This window comes from bacterium SCSIO 12827 (assembly GCA_024397995.1).
Classification (GTDB): Bacteria; Pseudomonadota; Alphaproteobacteria; order Rhodospirillales; family Casp-alpha2; genus UBA1479.
Genome location: CP073746.1, coordinates 2937213 through 2953541 on the forward strand (window position 1 = coordinate 2937213; position 16329 = coordinate 2953541).

Annotated in this window: 15 protein-coding genes; 8 read left to right on the forward strand and 7 right to left on the reverse strand. The window is 63.9% G+C overall.

Translation table 11 applies throughout. From position 1 onward, the window contains the following. Positions 1 to 308 precede the first annotated feature (308 nt). A complete protein-coding gene (locus tag KFF05_13830; GenBank protein UTW50995.1) occupies positions 309 to 968 on the reverse strand; it encodes a GAF domain-containing protein in 660 nt (219 codons plus the stop codon). A 111-nt stretch (positions 969 to 1079) separates the two neighbouring features. On the opposite strand from KFF05_13830, the gene KFF05_13835 reads away from it, so the two are divergent. The 7 genes from KFF05_13835 to KFF05_13865 all read left to right on the forward strand — a co-directional run bounded on the left by KFF05_13835 (position 1080) and on the right by KFF05_13865 (position 6949). After that, positions 1080 to 1586: a hypothetical protein gene (locus KFF05_13835; GenBank protein UTW50996.1), complete on the forward strand. Its 507-nt coding sequence runs from the start codon at positions 1080 to 1082 to the stop codon at positions 1584 to 1586. A gap of 69 nt (positions 1587 to 1655) precedes the next feature. Next, positions 1656 to 3281, forward strand: a complete 1626-nt coding sequence (locus KFF05_13840) for a fumarate hydratase (protein UTW50997.1) — start codon at positions 1656 to 1658, stop codon at positions 3279 to 3281. Positions 3282 to 3312: 31 nt separating this feature from the next. Further along, positions 3313 to 4716, forward strand: a complete 1404-nt coding sequence (gene fumC / locus KFF05_13845) for a class II fumarate hydratase (GenBank protein UTW50998.1) — start codon at positions 3313 to 3315, stop codon at positions 4714 to 4716. Then, complete coding sequence (locus KFF05_13850; protein ID UTW50999.1) at positions 4713 to 5450, forward strand: SDR family oxidoreductase; 738 nt, start codon at positions 4713 to 4715, stop codon at positions 5448 to 5450. The genes fumC and KFF05_13850 overlap by 4 nt, the downstream gene beginning before the upstream one ends. After that, positions 5447 to 5893, forward strand: coding sequence for a GNAT family N-acetyltransferase (locus tag KFF05_13855; protein ID UTW51000.1), 447 nt, complete (start codon positions 5447 to 5449; stop codon positions 5891 to 5893). Before KFF05_13850 ends, KFF05_13855 begins: the two co-directional genes overlap by 4 nt. Then, positions 5890 to 6519 carry an alpha/beta fold hydrolase gene (locus KFF05_13860; protein ID UTW51001.1) on the forward strand — a complete coding sequence of 210 codons (630 nt, stop codon included), beginning with the start codon at positions 5890 to 5892 and terminating at the stop codon, positions 6517 to 6519. The genes KFF05_13855 and KFF05_13860 overlap by 4 nt, the downstream gene beginning before the upstream one ends. A 13-nt stretch (positions 6520 to 6532) precedes the next feature. Then, on the forward strand, positions 6533 to 6949 hold the full coding sequence (locus KFF05_13865) for a VOC family protein (protein ID UTW51002.1): 417 nt from the start codon (positions 6533 to 6535) through the stop codon (positions 6947 to 6949). On the opposite strand, the gene KFF05_13870 is transcribed toward KFF05_13865, so the two are convergent. Both KFF05_13870 and KFF05_13875 read right to left on the reverse strand, forming a co-directional pair. Further along, a complete protein-coding gene (locus KFF05_13870; protein UTW51003.1) occupies positions 6946 to 7431 on the reverse strand; it encodes a VOC family protein in 486 nt (161 codons plus the stop codon). The genes KFF05_13865 and KFF05_13870 overlap by 4 nt on opposite strands. 105 nt (positions 7432 to 7536) lie before the next feature. Further along, positions 7537 to 8172: a glutathione S-transferase family protein gene (locus KFF05_13875; GenBank protein UTW51004.1), complete on the reverse strand. Its 636-nt coding sequence runs from the start codon at positions 8170 to 8172 to the stop codon at positions 7537 to 7539. A 93-nt stretch (positions 8173 to 8265) separates the two neighbouring features. On the opposite strand from KFF05_13875, the gene KFF05_13880 reads away from it, so the two are divergent. Continuing rightward, positions 8266 to 8508, forward strand: a complete 243-nt coding sequence (locus tag KFF05_13880; protein UTW51005.1) for a ribbon-helix-helix domain-containing protein — start codon at positions 8266 to 8268, stop codon at positions 8506 to 8508. On the opposite strand, the gene KFF05_13885 is transcribed toward KFF05_13880, so the two are convergent. From KFF05_13885 to KFF05_13900, 4 genes are all read right to left on the reverse strand, one after another. Continuing rightward, positions 8505 to 8699 carry a hypothetical protein gene (locus KFF05_13885; GenBank protein UTW51006.1) on the reverse strand — a complete coding sequence of 65 codons (195 nt, stop codon included), beginning with the start codon at positions 8697 to 8699 and terminating at the stop codon, positions 8505 to 8507. The genes KFF05_13880 and KFF05_13885 overlap by 4 nt on opposite strands. Next, positions 8696 to 9907 (reverse strand): hypothetical protein, encoded by a 1212-nt coding sequence (locus KFF05_13890; GenBank protein ID UTW51007.1) that lies wholly within the window; start codon positions 9905 to 9907, stop codon positions 8696 to 8698. The genes KFF05_13885 and KFF05_13890 overlap by 4 nt, the downstream gene beginning before the upstream one ends. A gap of 21 nt (positions 9908 to 9928) precedes the next feature. Beyond that, positions 9929 to 13492, reverse strand: coding sequence for an AsmA family protein (locus tag KFF05_13895; protein ID UTW51008.1), 3564 nt, complete (start codon positions 13490 to 13492; stop codon positions 9929 to 9931). 105 nt (positions 13493 to 13597) lie between these two features. After that, positions 13598 to 16321 carry an HAD-IC family P-type ATPase gene (locus KFF05_13900; GenBank protein ID UTW51009.1) on the reverse strand — a complete coding sequence of 908 codons (2724 nt, stop codon included), beginning with the start codon at positions 16319 to 16321 and terminating at the stop codon, positions 13598 to 13600. Positions 16322 to 16329 lie beyond the last annotated feature (8 nt).

Here is a 16329-nt window from a genome sequence, read left to right on the forward strand (position 1 = left end):
GGATTTCGGCGCGCACCACGCGGTTTGTGATGGGGGCGAAATAGGATCGACGCGTGTAATAAAGGCTTGGTTTGTGCTCGGCATGGTACCGCCGATATCGGGCCATTTTGATAAGTGCCAATGATAACACAGAAGCACTTGCTGTCGCGGCCTAACACGCCATAACGACAACGGGGTTCGGGCGGCACCTGGCAACAGAAGCCGCCCACTTCTCTTCCAACATCCTGCATGATGACTGAAACCCCGTTGAGTTCGGGGGAATTGTGCTGGAGCAGGCGGTGCCCGGCACTCCAAGCCTGCTGCTACTGTTAGTCCAGCATATACATGTCATCTCGCATTTCGCTCAGAAGGGCACGGCGCATTTCCATCTGATCGACAATGACGTCGGCGAGATCGGTCAGATACTGGCGGTCTTCCGGCGAGAAGAACTGCCGGGGATAGGTGTCGAGCAGACACAAAGCTCCCAACACGGCACCTTCACGGGTAATCAGCGGGGCGCCGACGTAAAACCGCAGGCCGAATTCTCCCACAACGAAGGGGTTGTCCTTGAATCGGGAATCCTTGGCCGCATCCGGCACCATCATGACACCTGTCTCGTTGATCGTATGCGCGCAGAACGTATCTTCGCGCGGTGCTTCCTTGAGTTCCACGCCGCTGGATGCCTTACACCACATACGATCCGCATCAATCATCGCGATGACCGCCATTGGGACTCTGAAATGAACGGATGCCAGACGCGCGATTCTGTCAAATTGCACCTCTGGTGGCGTATTGAGAATCGCATGAGAATGCAGAACCTCCAGGCGAAACTCCTCGTTCTCCGGCATGGGACATGGCGTACCCGCTTGTTTTTCCGTCGATATTCGAGCATGTGACATTTTGAAATTTCCTCTTTTGCCGGCATCGCTCCCAACCATGCCGAGCCCCTCAAACAATCTCACCCCGAAAAAAAGCAATTTCCGTGCCATAGACCTTTGTCCAGGGGTGGTCGGCCTGTCCGCTCCCGGTTCCCATGCCGCCGCATATCGGAAGTTCATTTACTCAAGACTCCGGCCTGCCTTCCCTGCTAAAAACGGGGCATGGAAGAAAGCCCACTGAGATATGACGTCTGGATCGAAGATGCGCTGCGCACTGTGATCCGCAATGCCCTGGCCCACGCTGCGCGCGAGGGCCTGCCCGGCGAACACCACTTTTACATCACCTTCCGCATGGAAGACCCCGGCGTCGTCGTGCCGCCCTACCTGCACGCCCAGCACCCGGAAGAGATGACCATCGTCATCCAGCACCAGTTCGACAATCTGCACGTCGATCAGGACGCGTTCGAAATCACCCTGTTCTTCAAGGGCAAGGGGGAGCGCCTGCGCGTTCCCTTCCGCGCCATCACCGCGTTCTCCGATCCGTCCGTCAACTTCGGCCTGCAGCTGAAGATGATCACGACGGACGAAGACGACGAAGAATTGGAAGACGACGGCATCTATGCGGAACAGGAAATCTCCCTGGATGCTTCTAATTCCGACGCGACCGAGGATGACGGCGACGGCAAGATGGGCGAAGTGATCGCGCTCGACACATTTCGCAAGAAATAGCCAGCCGCGCATCCGGGGCCGAACCGACTTTTAAAGACGAAACCTATTCTAGCTTCGAGGACTGCGACGATGACCTTTGAACATCACACGATGTTTCCCCTGGGTCCGGACCAAACCCCCTACAAGAAAATCATGGACGGCGGCGTCACCACCCAGGAAGTGGCCGGCCGCACGGTGCTGACCGTCGAACCCGAGGCCATCACCGAACTCACCAAGCAGGCCTTTCACGACATTTCCCACCTGCTGCGCCCGGCCCACTTGGCTCAGTTGCGCAAGATCCTCGATGATCCGGAAGCCTCCGACAACGACCGCTTCGTCGCGCTCGACCTTTTGAAGAACGCCAACATCGCCGCCGGCGGCGTGCTGCCCATGTGTCAGGACACGGGCACGGCCATCGTCATGGGCAAGAAGGGGCAGAACGTGTTCACCGGCTTCGACGACGAGGCGGCGATCGCCGAAGGCGTCATGAAGACCTTCACGGAAACCAACCTGCGCTATTCCCAGGTCACGCCCGTCGACATGTTCACCGAGAAAAATACGGGCAACAACCTGCCGGCGCAGATCGAGATCTATGCCGAGCCGGGCGACGCCTACAAATTCCAGTTCATCGCCAAGGGCGGCGGCTCGGCCAACAAGACCTTCCTGTTCCAGGAAACCAAGGCGCTGTTGAACCCCACCGGCCTGATGAACTTCATGGACGAAAAAATTCGCACCCTCGGCACCGCCGCCTGCCCGCCCTATCACCTGGCGGTCGTCATCGGCGGCACCTCGGCGGAACTGACGCTGAAGACCGTCAAGCTGGCCTCGACCAAGTATCTGGACGAATTGCCCACGCAAGGCGGCGAATTCGGCCAGGCGTTCCGGGACCTGGAATGGGAAGAAAAAATCCACGAACTGACCCGCACCATGGGCATCGGCGCCCAGTTCGGCGGCAAGTACTTCTGCCATGATGTGCGCGTCATCCGCCTGCCACGCCATGGCGCAAGCTGCCCCGTCGGCATCGGCGTGTCGTGCTCCGCCGACCGCCAGGCCAAGGGCAAGATCACCAAGGACGGCGTGTTTTTGGAGGAATTGGAGGCCAATCCCGCCAAGTACCTGCCCGAGGTCACGGAAGAAGATCTGAAAAGCGAGGTCGTGGCCATCGACCTGAACCGGCCCATGGCCGAGGTCTTGAAGGAACTCTCCAAGCATCCGGTGAAGACCCGGGTCATGCTGTCCGGCTCCCTCATCGTGGCGCGCGATATCGCCCATGCCAAGTTGAAGGAACGCCTGGACGCGGGCGAGGGCCTGCCCCAGTACTTCAAGGACCACGGCGTCTATTACGCTGGCCCGGCAAAAACGCCGGAAGGCTATGCCTCGGGCTCGTTCGGGCCGACGACGGCGGGTCGCATGGATTCCTATGTGGAGCAATTCCAAGCCGCCGGCGGATCCATGATCATGCTGGCCAAGGGCAACCGGTCGCAGCAGGTAACCGATGCCTGTCGCAAGTACGGTGGGTTCTATCTGGGGTCCATCGGTGGCCCGGCGGCGCGCCTGGCCCAGGACTGCATCACCAAGGTCGAAGTTGTCGAATATCCCGAACTGGGCATGGAAGCGATCTGGAAGATCGAGATCAAGGACTTCCCCGCCTTCATCGTCGTCGATGACAAGGGCAACGACTTTTTCGCCGAATTCAAGCGTCCGAAGGCGGCCTGAGCCGCCCGCACATCAAGGGAGGCTCGTCGCCATGGACGAAAGCAAAATCCACCGCATCGAGAAAGACACCATCGGCGACGTCCGAGTGCCCACCGACAAATACTGGGGGGCGCAGACCCAGCGCGCCCTGGAAAACTTCCCCATCGGCGAGGGCACCATGCCGACGGCGTTGATCCATGCCTTCGCCCGGCAGAAACAGGCCGCCGCGCGGGCCAACATGAAACTGGGCAAGCTGGATGCCAAGATCGGTGACGCCATCGATCAGGCGGCCGGCGAGGTCGCGGCCGGCGACTGGGACGCCCATTTCCCCCTGCCCGTGTGGCAGACCGGGTCCGGCACCCAGACCAACATGAACCTGAACGAGGTCATCGCCAACCGGGCCATTGAAATCCTGGGCGGTACCTTGGGGTCCAAGGACCCGGTCCATCCCAACGACCACGTCAACATGTCCCAGTCGTCCAACGACAGCATGCCGACGGCCATGCACATGGCCCTGGCGCTGGAATGCCACAACCGCCTGCTGCCGGCGTTGGAGGGCATGGAAGCGGTGTTGCTGGAAAAATCCAAGGCCTTTCACGACGTCATCAAGATCGGGCGCACCCATCTGCAGGATGCGACGCCGCTCCGGCTCGGCTCCGAATTCGGCGCCTATGCCCATCAGACTCGCCAGAACATCGAACGCCTGCACAAGTCCCTGGCGCAGATTTACGAGCTGGCCCAGGGCGGCACCGCCGTGGGCTCGGGCATCAACGCGCCCAAGGGCTTCGACGCCGCCTTCTGCGCCGAGGCCGCGGAGCTGACCGGCCTGCCGTTCAAGCCCTGCCCGGACAAGTTCTATGCCCTGGCCGCCCATGACGCCCTGGTCAACCTGTCGGGCAAGCTCAACACCATCGCCGTGACCAACCACAAGATCGCCGACGATATCCGGCTGCTCGCCTCGGGCCCGCGCTCGGGCCTGGCCGAACTAATCCTGCCGGCCAACGAGCCGGGATCGTCGATCATGCCGGGCAAGGTCAACCCGACCCAGGCCGAAGCCCTGACCCAGGTCGCCGCCCGCGTCATGGGCAACCATGTGACCGTGACCTTCGCGTCCAGCCACGGGCATCTGCAATTGAACGTCTACAAGCCGGTGATCGTCGCCACGCATCTGGAATCCATCCGCCTGCTGTCCGACGCCATGGCCAGTTTCACGGAACGCTGCCTGAAAGGCATCGAGCCCAACCGCGAGGTCATCACCCGCCATCTCAACAACTCGCTGATGCTGGTGACGGCGCTGAACCCGCATATCGGCTACGACAAGGCGGCCGAGATCGCCAAGAAGGCGCACAAGGACGGCTCGACCCTGCGCGAAGCTGCAGAGGCCCTCGGCATCCTCACGGGCGCCGAATTCGACAAACTGGTCAATCCGAAGGACATGCTGGGAGAAGACGATTGAGCGACAAGGTCACCATCATCACCGGCGCCAGCCGGGGCATCGGCCGCGCGACGGCGATCCTCGCCGCCAAGGCCGGGCACGCGGTCTGCGTCAACTATGTCTCCGACAAGACGGCTGCTGACGCCGTGGTCAAGGAAATCACCGATGCCGGTGGCAAGGCCATCGCCGTTGCCGCCGACACAGGCGTCGAGGCCGACGTGATCCGGATGTTCGAGACCGTGGACAAGGAACTGGGCACCGTCACCGGCTTGGTCAGCAATGCCGGCATTCACGGGCCGCGCGGGCCGGTCAAGGACCTGACCGCCGACGACATCCGCCGCGTGCTGGAGGTCAACGTGCTGGGCCTGTTCCTATGCGCTCAGCAGGCGGTCAAACGCATGTCGACGGACAACGGCGGGGCGGGTGGCGCCATCGTCAACATCTCCTCGGGTGCCGCGACCATCGGCGCGCCCGGCGGCGGCGTGCTTTACGCCGCGTCCAAGGGGGCCGTGAACAGCTTTTCCACCGGGCTGGCCCAGGAAGTCGTCCGCCAGGGCATCCGGGTCAACACGGTGGCCCCCGGCCTGACGGAAACGGACATGACCCGCGATAGTCTGGATAAACGGGCGCCGGCCACGCCACTCGGCCGCGCCGGCAAGCCGGAAGAAATCGCCCAGGGGATCATGTTCCTTCTGTCGGACGAGGCTTCCTATATTTCCTGCGCCAATCTGCGGGTGTCCGGCGGCAAGCCTTGAAATGCAGCGTCATCGTCCGCGCCATGGACGCCGCCGACCTGGAGGTCGTGCGGCGCCTGATGGCGCAATTGGACTATGACATCGCGGCGGACGATCTCGCGGCGCGCTTCGCCGCCGTCACGGGCAAGGCCGACCATGCGGTCCTGGTCGCCGAGCGGGGCGGCCTGCTGCTGGGCCTGGTGCATGTGTTCGCCCGCGCCGCCCTGGAAAAGCCCGTGGAAGCGGTCATCCAGTCCCTGGTGGTCGACACCCGGGCGCGCGGCGCCGGCATCGGTCGCACCCTCATGGAACGGGCGGAAGGCTGGGCGCGGGCGCGGGGGCTTGCCTCCGTCGCGCTCTACACCAACGTGACCCGGGCCGACGCCCGGGCCTTCTATGCCCGCCTGGGCTACGGCGAAGCGGCGCAGTCGGCCTTGCTGCGAAAATCCCTGGGCGCGGCATGACCAAGATCGTCTTCACCGGCCCCAAGTCCGCCCCCCTGACCGTGGCATTGGCGCATGGCGCCGGTGCCCCCATGGACAGCCCCTACATGGAGGCCTTCGGCGAAGGTCTGGCGGCGCGCGGGCTGCGGTGCGCCCGGTTCGAATTCCCCTATATGGCGCAGCGCCGCGACGACGGGAAGAAACGCCCGCCCAATCCGGCGCGGGTGCTGCTGGAAACCTGGCGCGAGGTGATTGATGAGATCGGCCCGGACAAGCTGGTGATCGGCGGCAAGTCCATGGGCGGGCGCATGGCTTCCATGATCGCCGCCGACTTGGAATCCGAAGGTAACCCGGTGCGCGGCGTGGTTTGCCTGGGCTATCCGTTCCACCCGCCGGGCAAGCCGGAAAAGCTGCGCACGGCGCATCTGGAAACACTTACGACGCCAACCCTGATCTGCCAAGGTGCCCGCGACCCCTTCGGCACGGCCGAAGAGGTTCCCGCCTATCCCCTGTCAAAGGCCATTCAGCTTGAATGGCTGGCAGACGGCGATCACGGGTTCAAACCGCGCAAGGCGTCGGGGAGAACGGAACAGCAGAACTGGGATGCGGCCCTCGACGCCATCCAGGCGTTCTGCACCAAACTGTAAAGGAACGCCGGCCATGACCGTTTCCGGACTCGATCATTTCAACCTCCGCGCCCAGGACATGGACGCGATGCGCGACTTTTTCGTTGATGTCATCGGCCTGACGGTCGGCGATCGGCCGAATTTTCCGTTTCCCGGATACTGGCTTTACGGCACGGAGGGATCGGGTGCCATCGTGCATCTGGTTCCCGGTGACCGGGAGCGCAATTACGTCGTCGGCCACGGTGCCGGACAAGGCAACGGCGCCCAGGACGGCACCGGCGTGGTCGATCATCTGGCCTTCAAGGGCACGGATGCCGACGGCCTGATCGCGCGCCTTACGGCCCGCGGCATTGACCATACGGCACGCGAACTGCCCGGTGGCGCGGCACGGCAGATCTTCTGCGCCGGCCCCGAAGGCGTGATTATCGAGGTCGTGATCCCGACGCCCTAGTCGTTCTCGGCGCACATGCCGCCTGCGGCCATGGCCTCTTCAAAACCCTTTTGGATTTCCGCCTCCGTCAGGTCGCGGGTGTGGGTCATGAGGCTCCACTGATGACCGAAGGGGTCTTCGACACTTCCCATGCGGTCGCCCCAGAACATGTCCGAAACCGGCATCTTGGGCGTCGCCCCCGCGTCGACGGCGCGGGCGAAGGCGGCGTCCACATCGGCCACGTACAGCGTGATGGTGCCGGTCACCCCACCCAATGCCTTCGGGTCCTTGGTACCCCATTGGGGGCTGGCATCGGACATCATGATATGGGCGCCGCCGATGGTGATCTCCGCATGACCGAGGCGGTCCGTCCCCGGCATTGGCAGGCGCATGACCTCGACCGCGCCGAAGGCCTTTTTATAGAATTCGATGGCTTGGGCAGCGCCATCGACGATGATGTAGGGCGTGACGGCGGTGTAGCCGTCGGGGATCGGTTTGACCATGACAGTTCTTCCCTAATATAGAACAAAAAGGGAACATAAATCATTCCCACAAGGCTTGCAAGTGACCGAAACATGACGGCCCACCTGTCGAAAGGCGGGAGCGGTCTATTTTCCGGGCAGCTTCGGCGCGGTATCGCGGAAGCTCTGGACCGTCGTCATGTTCGTATACCAGGCCGACAGGTTCTCCAGGCCGGACAGCAGCTTCTGCCCCTCGGGTGTCATCTTCACATAATAGATGGCGGGGGCCAGAAACAGGTCGGCCAGGGTCATCTCCTCACCGACCATCCACCGCTGACCGCGCAGTTCCTTGTCGACGACGGAAAGATACTTTTCGACCTTCGGCAGATGCGCCTGAACCTCGCTTTCGTCGGCCCGCTTGCCCTGCATGGGGGCGATCAGGCGGGGAAAGATCAGGCCCTTGAACAGATTGGGATAGCCTTCGTCCAGGTAAAGGCTGATGCGCTGGAACATATCCGCCTTTTCCACGGCATCGCGTGGCTGAAGCTGCGGGTCCGAGGCATATTCCTCGTCGATATAGACGCAGATCGCGAGAGTTTCGTACAGATGCAAATCAGCGTCGCGGATGGCCGGAACCTTGCCGAAGGGATGCTCGTGCTTTTGCTCGTCGGAGCCAGGCATGTATTCGTAAATGCGGTAGGTTTCCTCCTTCTCCTCCAGGCACATGCGCACCGTTCGGGTAAAGGGGCTGATCGTGGTACCGTAGATCGTCAGATCCGACATTGAAGCGGCCTCCTCGAGAAATTTTTTTCGTGTTTAGCGCGAAAAGAGTGCCGCGAGGACCCCATACTGGCAAGGGAAAAGCACGTTACACCGATGAGCAGACCCCCGTCTTCCCAACCCCGCCGCGATCTCACTCGCCTGGCCAAGCGCTCGATCCTGGTCGCCGGCCATCACACCAGCCTGACCCTGGAGGATGCGTTCTGGGAGACCCTCAAGGAGATCGCCGCCGCACGGGAGGTATCCGTCAACGCCCTGGTCACGGAGATCGATGCCGGACGCACGGGAAATTTGTCCAGCGCTGTCCGCGTTTTCATCCTGCAGACCCTGCGGGATTAACGCCTGCGCCGGCGCAGCCAGGCGGCCACCCCGAAACAACCCAACGCCGCAAAGGCGAACCCCGCGACCCGCACCAATCCCCGTGTCGGCATGTCGCCATATTGCCAGGCGCCGCCGTCCCACCACAAACCGGCAGCGGCAGCCAGAGCCAAAAGCGCAACGCAGGCACCGATCCGCGCGACCCTTCTCATGGCCGCACCTTTCCGTCGCCGTTGATGGCTTCCATAATGTGTTTCACCGCCCAGCCGGAAATTTTGTGCCGGGCATGGGTTTCGTCAAACAGCACCAGATGACTGCCGCCCAGGTTCCGGGCGCTTTCCGTAAGTAAGCCTGCGTACAGGGTCGGACGCGGGCCATAGAAACAACAGCGGTCGAAACGATTGAATATCTGTACCTGGCGACGGCCCGGACGATCCGCCCCCATGACGGCGAGATCAAGCACCCCGGTAATGTCCGCCAAGCCCTCGACGATTTCCCGCGCACTTTCCTCCTTGCCCCTGAGCAAGGCAAGCGGCAGCACCCCGGCCACGGGAAAACTGGCGTCGATGCGCGAGTCAATGGCAGCGCTGACCAGGGTGATCCAAGCCCCCGACGAAACACCGATCATGGCTATTTGTTTGAACGGCTGTTGCGCCAGGGCGTAATTGACGGCGATCATCGGCGGCAGGAAGGCCACCGCAAGGTCTGTCGAGAACCGGGAATCCATCAATGGCCCGGCGCAATATCGATGCCAGTCGTAACAGGTATTGTCGCCGTAACCCGGCATGTTCATCGCGGCAACGGTATAGCCGTCTTTAACCCATGCTTCGATCATGCGGTGCTGATCATGATAGGTCGCGGCCAGACCTTGGTGATAAAGGATCAGGCGCCCGTTGTCGGTTTTCGGCCGGAAATAGGCAATGGAATAGGGCCGCCAATTCTTGCTCAGGTAGCCGGTCAGCTCGTCAATCCCGGCAAGATTTTGCCAATCCCTGTAGTAGGCCGCTTCACAGGCAAGCGCGCGCATGATGATCGTATCGGTCCGCGACAACAGGCGCACAACAGCCGGACCGGTCGGCGATAGGCAATCATGATGTGGGCCTGGGTTTTTCTCGACGTCACGCATCACCCGCTGCGGCATCAGGTCATGGGGCAGGTCGGGTATCTTGAATATCCGTGCCACCAGATGCGCGCGCCGCTGGCGGATGACATCGGCATCGCGAACGGTCAGCCATTCCGATACGGGCAAGGCGGCCATATCCGCCGGGATGGCCCCAAACCGGGCGTCGGCCTCCGGGGCCAGGCGCTTGACCGCGACCCGCGTCGGATCCCAATAATACAACAACGCCAAAACGGCGCCGATCCCAAGGACCAGACCCAAGCCATCGAACAGTCGGGACAATTGGGCCTGCCGCTTCATGTCGATGCCCCGAAGTCCGTACTAAAATTTTCCGAGGATGCCGCGCAGCAGATCCTGCGGCGTGACCTTCTTCTTTTCCTCGGTCTGCGGTGCTTGTTGTTGCTGTTCCGGTTGAGCCGGCTGCGGCGCCTGCTGCTGCGGCTGACCACCGCCCAGGATGCCCTGAAGGACGTCGCCCACGCCCTTCTTCTTCAACAGCTTGTCGAGGCCCGGAACGGGGATACCACCAGTCCCGAGGGACGCCGTATCGACCTTGATGCGCGGCGCGTCCAGTTGCCCGGTGATCGAGAACGGCACGTTCACGCCCTTGCGCGTGGTGATGGACAGCACCGCCGACAGCAGGTTGGGGGCCGGTTGAATGGCGCCCGAAAGATCGACCGTCCAGGCCGCCAGATCGACGCTGCCGGCACCACTGGCGACGCCCACGTTGGTCACGGCCTTCAGTTGGCTGGAGGTCGCGACGCCATTGGCAATCGTGAACGCGGCGTCCACATCGGCCAGTCCCTTGCCCTGTTTCGGGCCGCCAAGCGTGCCGCCCAATTGGTTGAGCGCCAACACCACACCGCCCAGACCGAACCCGGCGTCCGCCGATCCGCTCAACGCTTCCGCGTCCAAGTCACGGCCGGAAAAGTTCAGTTTGCCGCCGAGGGAGGAAATAATCTCCGCCTCCGACCGGCCACGGGCCGTGACATCGAACTCGGCATTGATCTTGCCCGCCGCAACGCTGCCCAGGGCTTGGCCCGCCTTCGACAGGTCCGCGCCCGAAATCTGGCCAGCGGCGCTCAACTGCCCGGCGGACGTGGCCGTCGCCTTGGCCGTCAGCGCGCCCCCGAACAGGCGACCGGTCAGACGTTCGACCGTCAGCACACCGCCTTCGACGGCAGCACCAAGATCAGCGTTTTCCAGGACGGAACCCCCGAAGGTCACCTTCGGCGACGTTGCCGTGACGGCAGCATCCATCGTGTTCAAGACCGCAAGGTCGATGGGTGCCGTGGACCAGCGGGAACTGACCGCCGCCACTGCCGCCATCAGAGGATTGCCACCCGGTCCGGCCCAGGCGGCGGGTGCCCGGGTGATCCCCCACCCCCGGTCGAGCAGACCCGCCGCCCGCTTGGCCGGCAGGAACGGCGTGATATCGACGGGACCGAGCGCCAGATTGATCAACGCCTTCGGCTTGGCGCCCTCAAGGGCAAGAGACAGACTGCCCGCCGTCATCACCGGCCCGACCTTGCCCGCAATATTGTCGACGCGGATGGATTTTGGATTGCCCGTGACCTGGGCCGTCAGGTCGAACCCACCGACCTTGCCCTGCGGCCGATAATCCGCGCCGAAGCGACGCAACAGGCCGGCCAGGTCGCCGTGCTGGGCGGACAGACCCAGGCGCAGATCCTGCCCCGCAAGGGCCAGGACCGGCAGCGTCCCCCGCAGCCCGACAGTCCCGCCCATGGCGCCCAGATTGGCGGTCACCGACGGCGACAAAAGGCTGCCCGATATGGCCGCGTTGACAGACACCGCCCCCAGGGCTTCCGACGACACCGGCAGGTCCAAGGCCAGCGCCTTGGCCAAGGGGCCCGCATCCTTGGTGCTGGCGGTGATCCTCAAATCCTTCGCCGTGGGAATGCCGTCGAGCCCGGCAAGCCCGCCGGTCACGCCGGCGCTCAGGCCCGCGAAATTGCCGACCTTCAAGGCGCGCAGGGTCAAGTCACCGCGCGCCAGGGTCGCATCCAGCGCGATATTGCGCGCCGTCAAACCGCGCACCACCGCTGCGCCGACGGCAAGCTTCACATTGGCGTCAAAGGTCGTAAGCGGTTTCAGAGGCGCAAACAGATCGACGGCCGGCGCGGCGGCACCGGATGTTCCGGGGGATTCAGAGCCGCTCCCGCCCGCTCCTGCACCGGCGGGCGTGTTTCCCTTGCCGCCTTTGGGCGCTGGTGCCGGCGGCGACATCAGGGCGTCCAGATCAATCCTATCCAGTTCCAGGTTGGCGCCAAACGACGGCCGCGCCTGCAGGGCGAGCGTCACCGCCCCCGTCATCTTCGTACCGCCGGCCTTGGCCACGATGCCCGTCAGTTGCAGGTAATCACCATCGACGACCAGCGGCGTCTTGAAGTTGAAATCCTTGAGCACGGCGGCGGGAACGCCCGTCCCCGGCATCGCCCAGGCCAGCACGGGCCCCAGATCTTTGGCGCGGGTTTCGATCTGGCCTTCGAACCGGGGCTTGCCGTCGCGGGCGCTGAGAAACCCGAACAGCCCGACGTCGGCGTCGCCGGGAAGCTGCGCCGTCGCCTGATTAAGGGTCAATTCGCCATTGGCCAGATCGGCGCTCAGGCTCACCCCTTCCAACGGCTTGCCCCGCAGCACCAAGGCGTCGATCTGAACCGATAGGTTGGCCTGAATGTCCTTCGGCAGAACGAAGGCCATTGCCGCCGCCGGTGTAGCTGGCTTCACCGGTTTCGTCGGTTTGGCCACCGCCGTCGCCGTTTTCTTTAAGTCCCCCGGCTTGGTGACTTCGTCCACCTTGACCGGTGGCGGGGGCGGCGCAAGCAAGGCGTCGAGATCCACCCAACCCGATTTGACGGACAGGGATGCCACGGTCTTGTCGCCGGTCGCGACATCCGCGGACACATGGAACTCCATGGTGTCGAGCTTGATTTCCAGGTCCTCGACACGGCCGCCGTCGACGCTGGCCTCCAGATTTCCCATCACGGTGAACGGTTTCGCAAGGTTGACCGGCAAGTCGGTCGGCCCGCCGCTCGCCGCGATGGCGTCGGCCACGTTCGGTCCGCTGCCCGTGATCTTGGCGCGCAACCGCGGCTTTTCGGGCACGTTTACGACGCCGCCATCGATCCGGATGACCGTGTCGCTGCCCAGTTTCAGGCTGAACACCAAGGGAATCGTGCGGCCCTGGACGATCTCGGCGACGTTCAGGGAATAGGCCAAGCGATGCCCTGCCAAGGTCAATGCGCCGTCGCTTTCCACCGGCCCGTTCAAGCTGGCGGCGGCGATGCGGGCATCAATGCCGGTGATGACCTCTTCCCGGCCGCGCTGAAGGTCGCGGTAAACGATGGTCCCACCTTCGACCGTGAAATTATCCACAGCGATTCCGGAACCAGCCGTTCCGGCGCCGACACCGGTGCCAGGGGTCTGCTTATCGACCGCGGACGTCTGGGAAGCGTTACTATCCTTTGCAGGAACGGGTTTGCTGAAATCCCAGTTCACGCGGCCATCGGCAAGACGTTCCAGCAGAACCGTAGGGTGGAGCAGCTTGACCGTCTCGATACGCACCTTGCCGCCCAGCAAGGCCAGCGCCGAGATCCGGACCTCCAGGGATTCGAAGGACGCCATGCGGGCATCCGTCCCCCCCCCGATATTGGCGAGATGAACATCGGCGACATGCAGGCGCGGGCGCGGCAGAACCTGGACAGACACGGAACCACCAATGTCGACCTTGCGCCCGGTCACCTTTTCGACCTGATCCGCGATGTCGTCCGTATAGCTGTTCCAATCGACCAGACTGGGGCCGATCAGCAGCACGCCGATAACGAGCACGAAAAAGACCGAAAAACCGATGGCGATTTTCTTCAACGGGCGGATCCCATGTGTTTGGTGGCGTCTCACGTCCCATCAGGCGGGGCCGTTCGGTGCAGAGTGTAGGGCGAACGGCCCATCATTGCCATAGGTGGGGGGACCCTATTTCCGTGGAAAACTGCCGTTTCGCCGTATTCCGTCACCACCGCCGCCGGACGCCGGGTAGACCATTCTCTGGACGACCTTGAACAGCTCCATCATCAGGATCACCGAGGCCGCGATGACCGCGACAAGCAGCCAGGTTTCCAGGTCCACGGCCTCGACCCGCAGCACCGAGTTGAACCCAGGCAGGTGCATGGCCAGGATATGGGCGCCCTGGCTGATGACGACCGCACCGACCAACAACCAGTTGGCTGACAGCGGCACGCGGAAGATGGAGCGCGTCTCCGAACGGCAGTTGAAGACATGGGCATTCTCGAACAGAACCAGCAACAGCAGAAGCGCGTTGCGTGCCTGATGCTCTGCCCAGCCTTGGTCCAGCATCCAGGCGAAGAACAGATAACCGACCGCGCCCATGAACAGGCCGGAGACAATGGTTTCCGAGATCATCACCCGATCAAAGACCGGCTGGTTCGGCGGTCGTGGCGCACGGTCGAGCAGGCCCGGCTCCGCCTCCTCAAAGGCCAGGGCCGTGTGCTGCAAACCCTGGGTCACCAGGTTGAGCCACAGAAGCTGCACGGCATAAAGCGGCAGCGGCAACCCGCCCAGGAAGGCAAAGAAAAACAACGCGACCTCGGCCGCCCCGGTCGAAACCAGCAGGTACACCACCTTGCGCACGTTGTCGTAGGCGATGCGTCCCTGCTCCACCCCGTTGACGATGGAGGCGAAGTTGTCATCGGTCAGGATCAGGTCCGCCGTGTCGCGCGCAACGTCCGTGCCGCCGGCCCCCATGGCGACGCCGATGTCGGCCGCGTTGAGGGCCGGCGCATCGTTGACGCCGTCCCCGGTTACCGCAACGAAATGCCCCTGGGCCCGCAGTGATTTGACGATCTCCAGCTTCTGCAGAGGATCAACCCGCGCGAACACGGGGGCTTCAGCGACGGCGCGGGCGAAACCGGCCGGGTCGTCGGCCAATGCCTTCAGATCCAGACCGGTCACCGCCGCCTCACCGGCTGCCGCGATACCGACGTCCCGGGCAATCGCGAGTGCGGTCGCCGGATGGTCGCCGGTCACCATGCGCACGTCGATGCCCGACCGGCGGCAGCGTTCCACCGCATCCCGGGATTCCGGACGCAGGGGGTCGATCAGGCCGACGAAGCCCAGGAATTCCAGATCCGTCGTCCTGGCCAGGTCTTCGACCGGGGCGGCCACGGGGCCCGCGGCCACGGCCAGCACGCGAAAGCCCTCGGCCGCCAATCCTTCGGCCTGGCGCGTCAGTTCGTCCCGGTCTGCATCACGACAGAACAGCAGGATGACCTCGAACGCGCCCTTGGCATAGACCCGAAGTCCCTCCGTCGTACGGTGGAAGGACGCGCCGTAGCGCCGCGCCGGCTCGTAGGCGATGGCAGCTTCCTGCGGCAGGTCGGCAAGCAGACCGGGCCGAGTCAGCCCCGCCTTGGCCGCCAGGGCCAGAAAGGCCACATCCACGGTATCTCCCAGATGGCGCCAATGACCGTCCCGGCGGACCAGTTCGGCCTCGTTGCACAGCGCCGCCGCCTCGGCCAGACGGCGCAGGCCGTGCCAGTCGGCATCGTTCATGGCGCCGTTGGCGGCGGTCACGGCCCCTTCGTCGTTATAGCCCTCGCCGGTTACCTGGAACTCATCAAGTCCCGGCACCGCCACACGCTTCACGGTCAAGGCGTTGCAGGTCAAGGTGCCCGTCTTGTCGCTGGCGATCAGGGTGCAGGCCCCCAGGCCCTCGACCGCCGGCAGGGACCGCACGATCACGTTCTTCCCGGCCATGCGGTGACAACCGACGGACAGCGCCACGGTGATCGCCACAGGCAGACCTTCGGGCAGGGCGGCGACGGCAAGCGCCACGGCGACCAGGAAAATTTCGACCACCGGCGCCCCTTCGAGCACCATCGCCACGGCCAGAAGCGCGATGGCCACGACCACGACGACCCCCAACATGCGGGTGAACCGTTCCAGGCGCACGACCAGCGGCGGCGGCGCGGCATCACGGCCCGCCAATTGTTCCGCAATCTGGCCCAACGCCGTACGTGTACCGGTTTCGGTGACGATGCCAAGCGCCCGGCCGCTGACCACCAACGTCGCCGCATGAAGCATGGTGATACGGTCGCCGGTCATGGTCTGCTCCGCCACGGTCGCCGCCGCGTCCTTGACCACGGCCTGGGACTCGCCTGTCAGCAGCGATTCATCAACCAGCAAGGCGTCGGCTTGCACCAAACGCAAGTCGGCCGGGACGTGGCTGCCGGATTCCAGACGGATCACGTCGCCCGGCACCAGATCGCGGCCGTCCACGGTGTGGACTGCGCCGCCGCGCAGAACCGTCGCCCGGTCGCGGGTCAGGCTGTCGAGGGCAAGCGCACTCTTCTGCGCGCGGTACTCCTGATAGGTGCCGATCAGGGCGTTGACCTGCAGCACGGCGAAGATGAACAGCGCGTCCGAAGCCTCGCCGATGGCGACGGAGACCACCGCCGCGGCGGCCAGAAGATAGATCAGCGGATTGACGAATTGCCGCAGGTACAGAGTCAGCAGACCCGGCGGACGCGGCCGGGGCAGATCGTTGGGACCGTACCGTTCGAGCCGGGCCGACGCTTCCTCAGGACTGAGGCCCGCCTCGGGGCCGGTCTCCAGCGCGCGGGCGGCCGCTTCCCAGGGAAGGGCATGCCAAGCTTGGCGCGGTCGGGGGGCTTGATCCATGGAGAGCG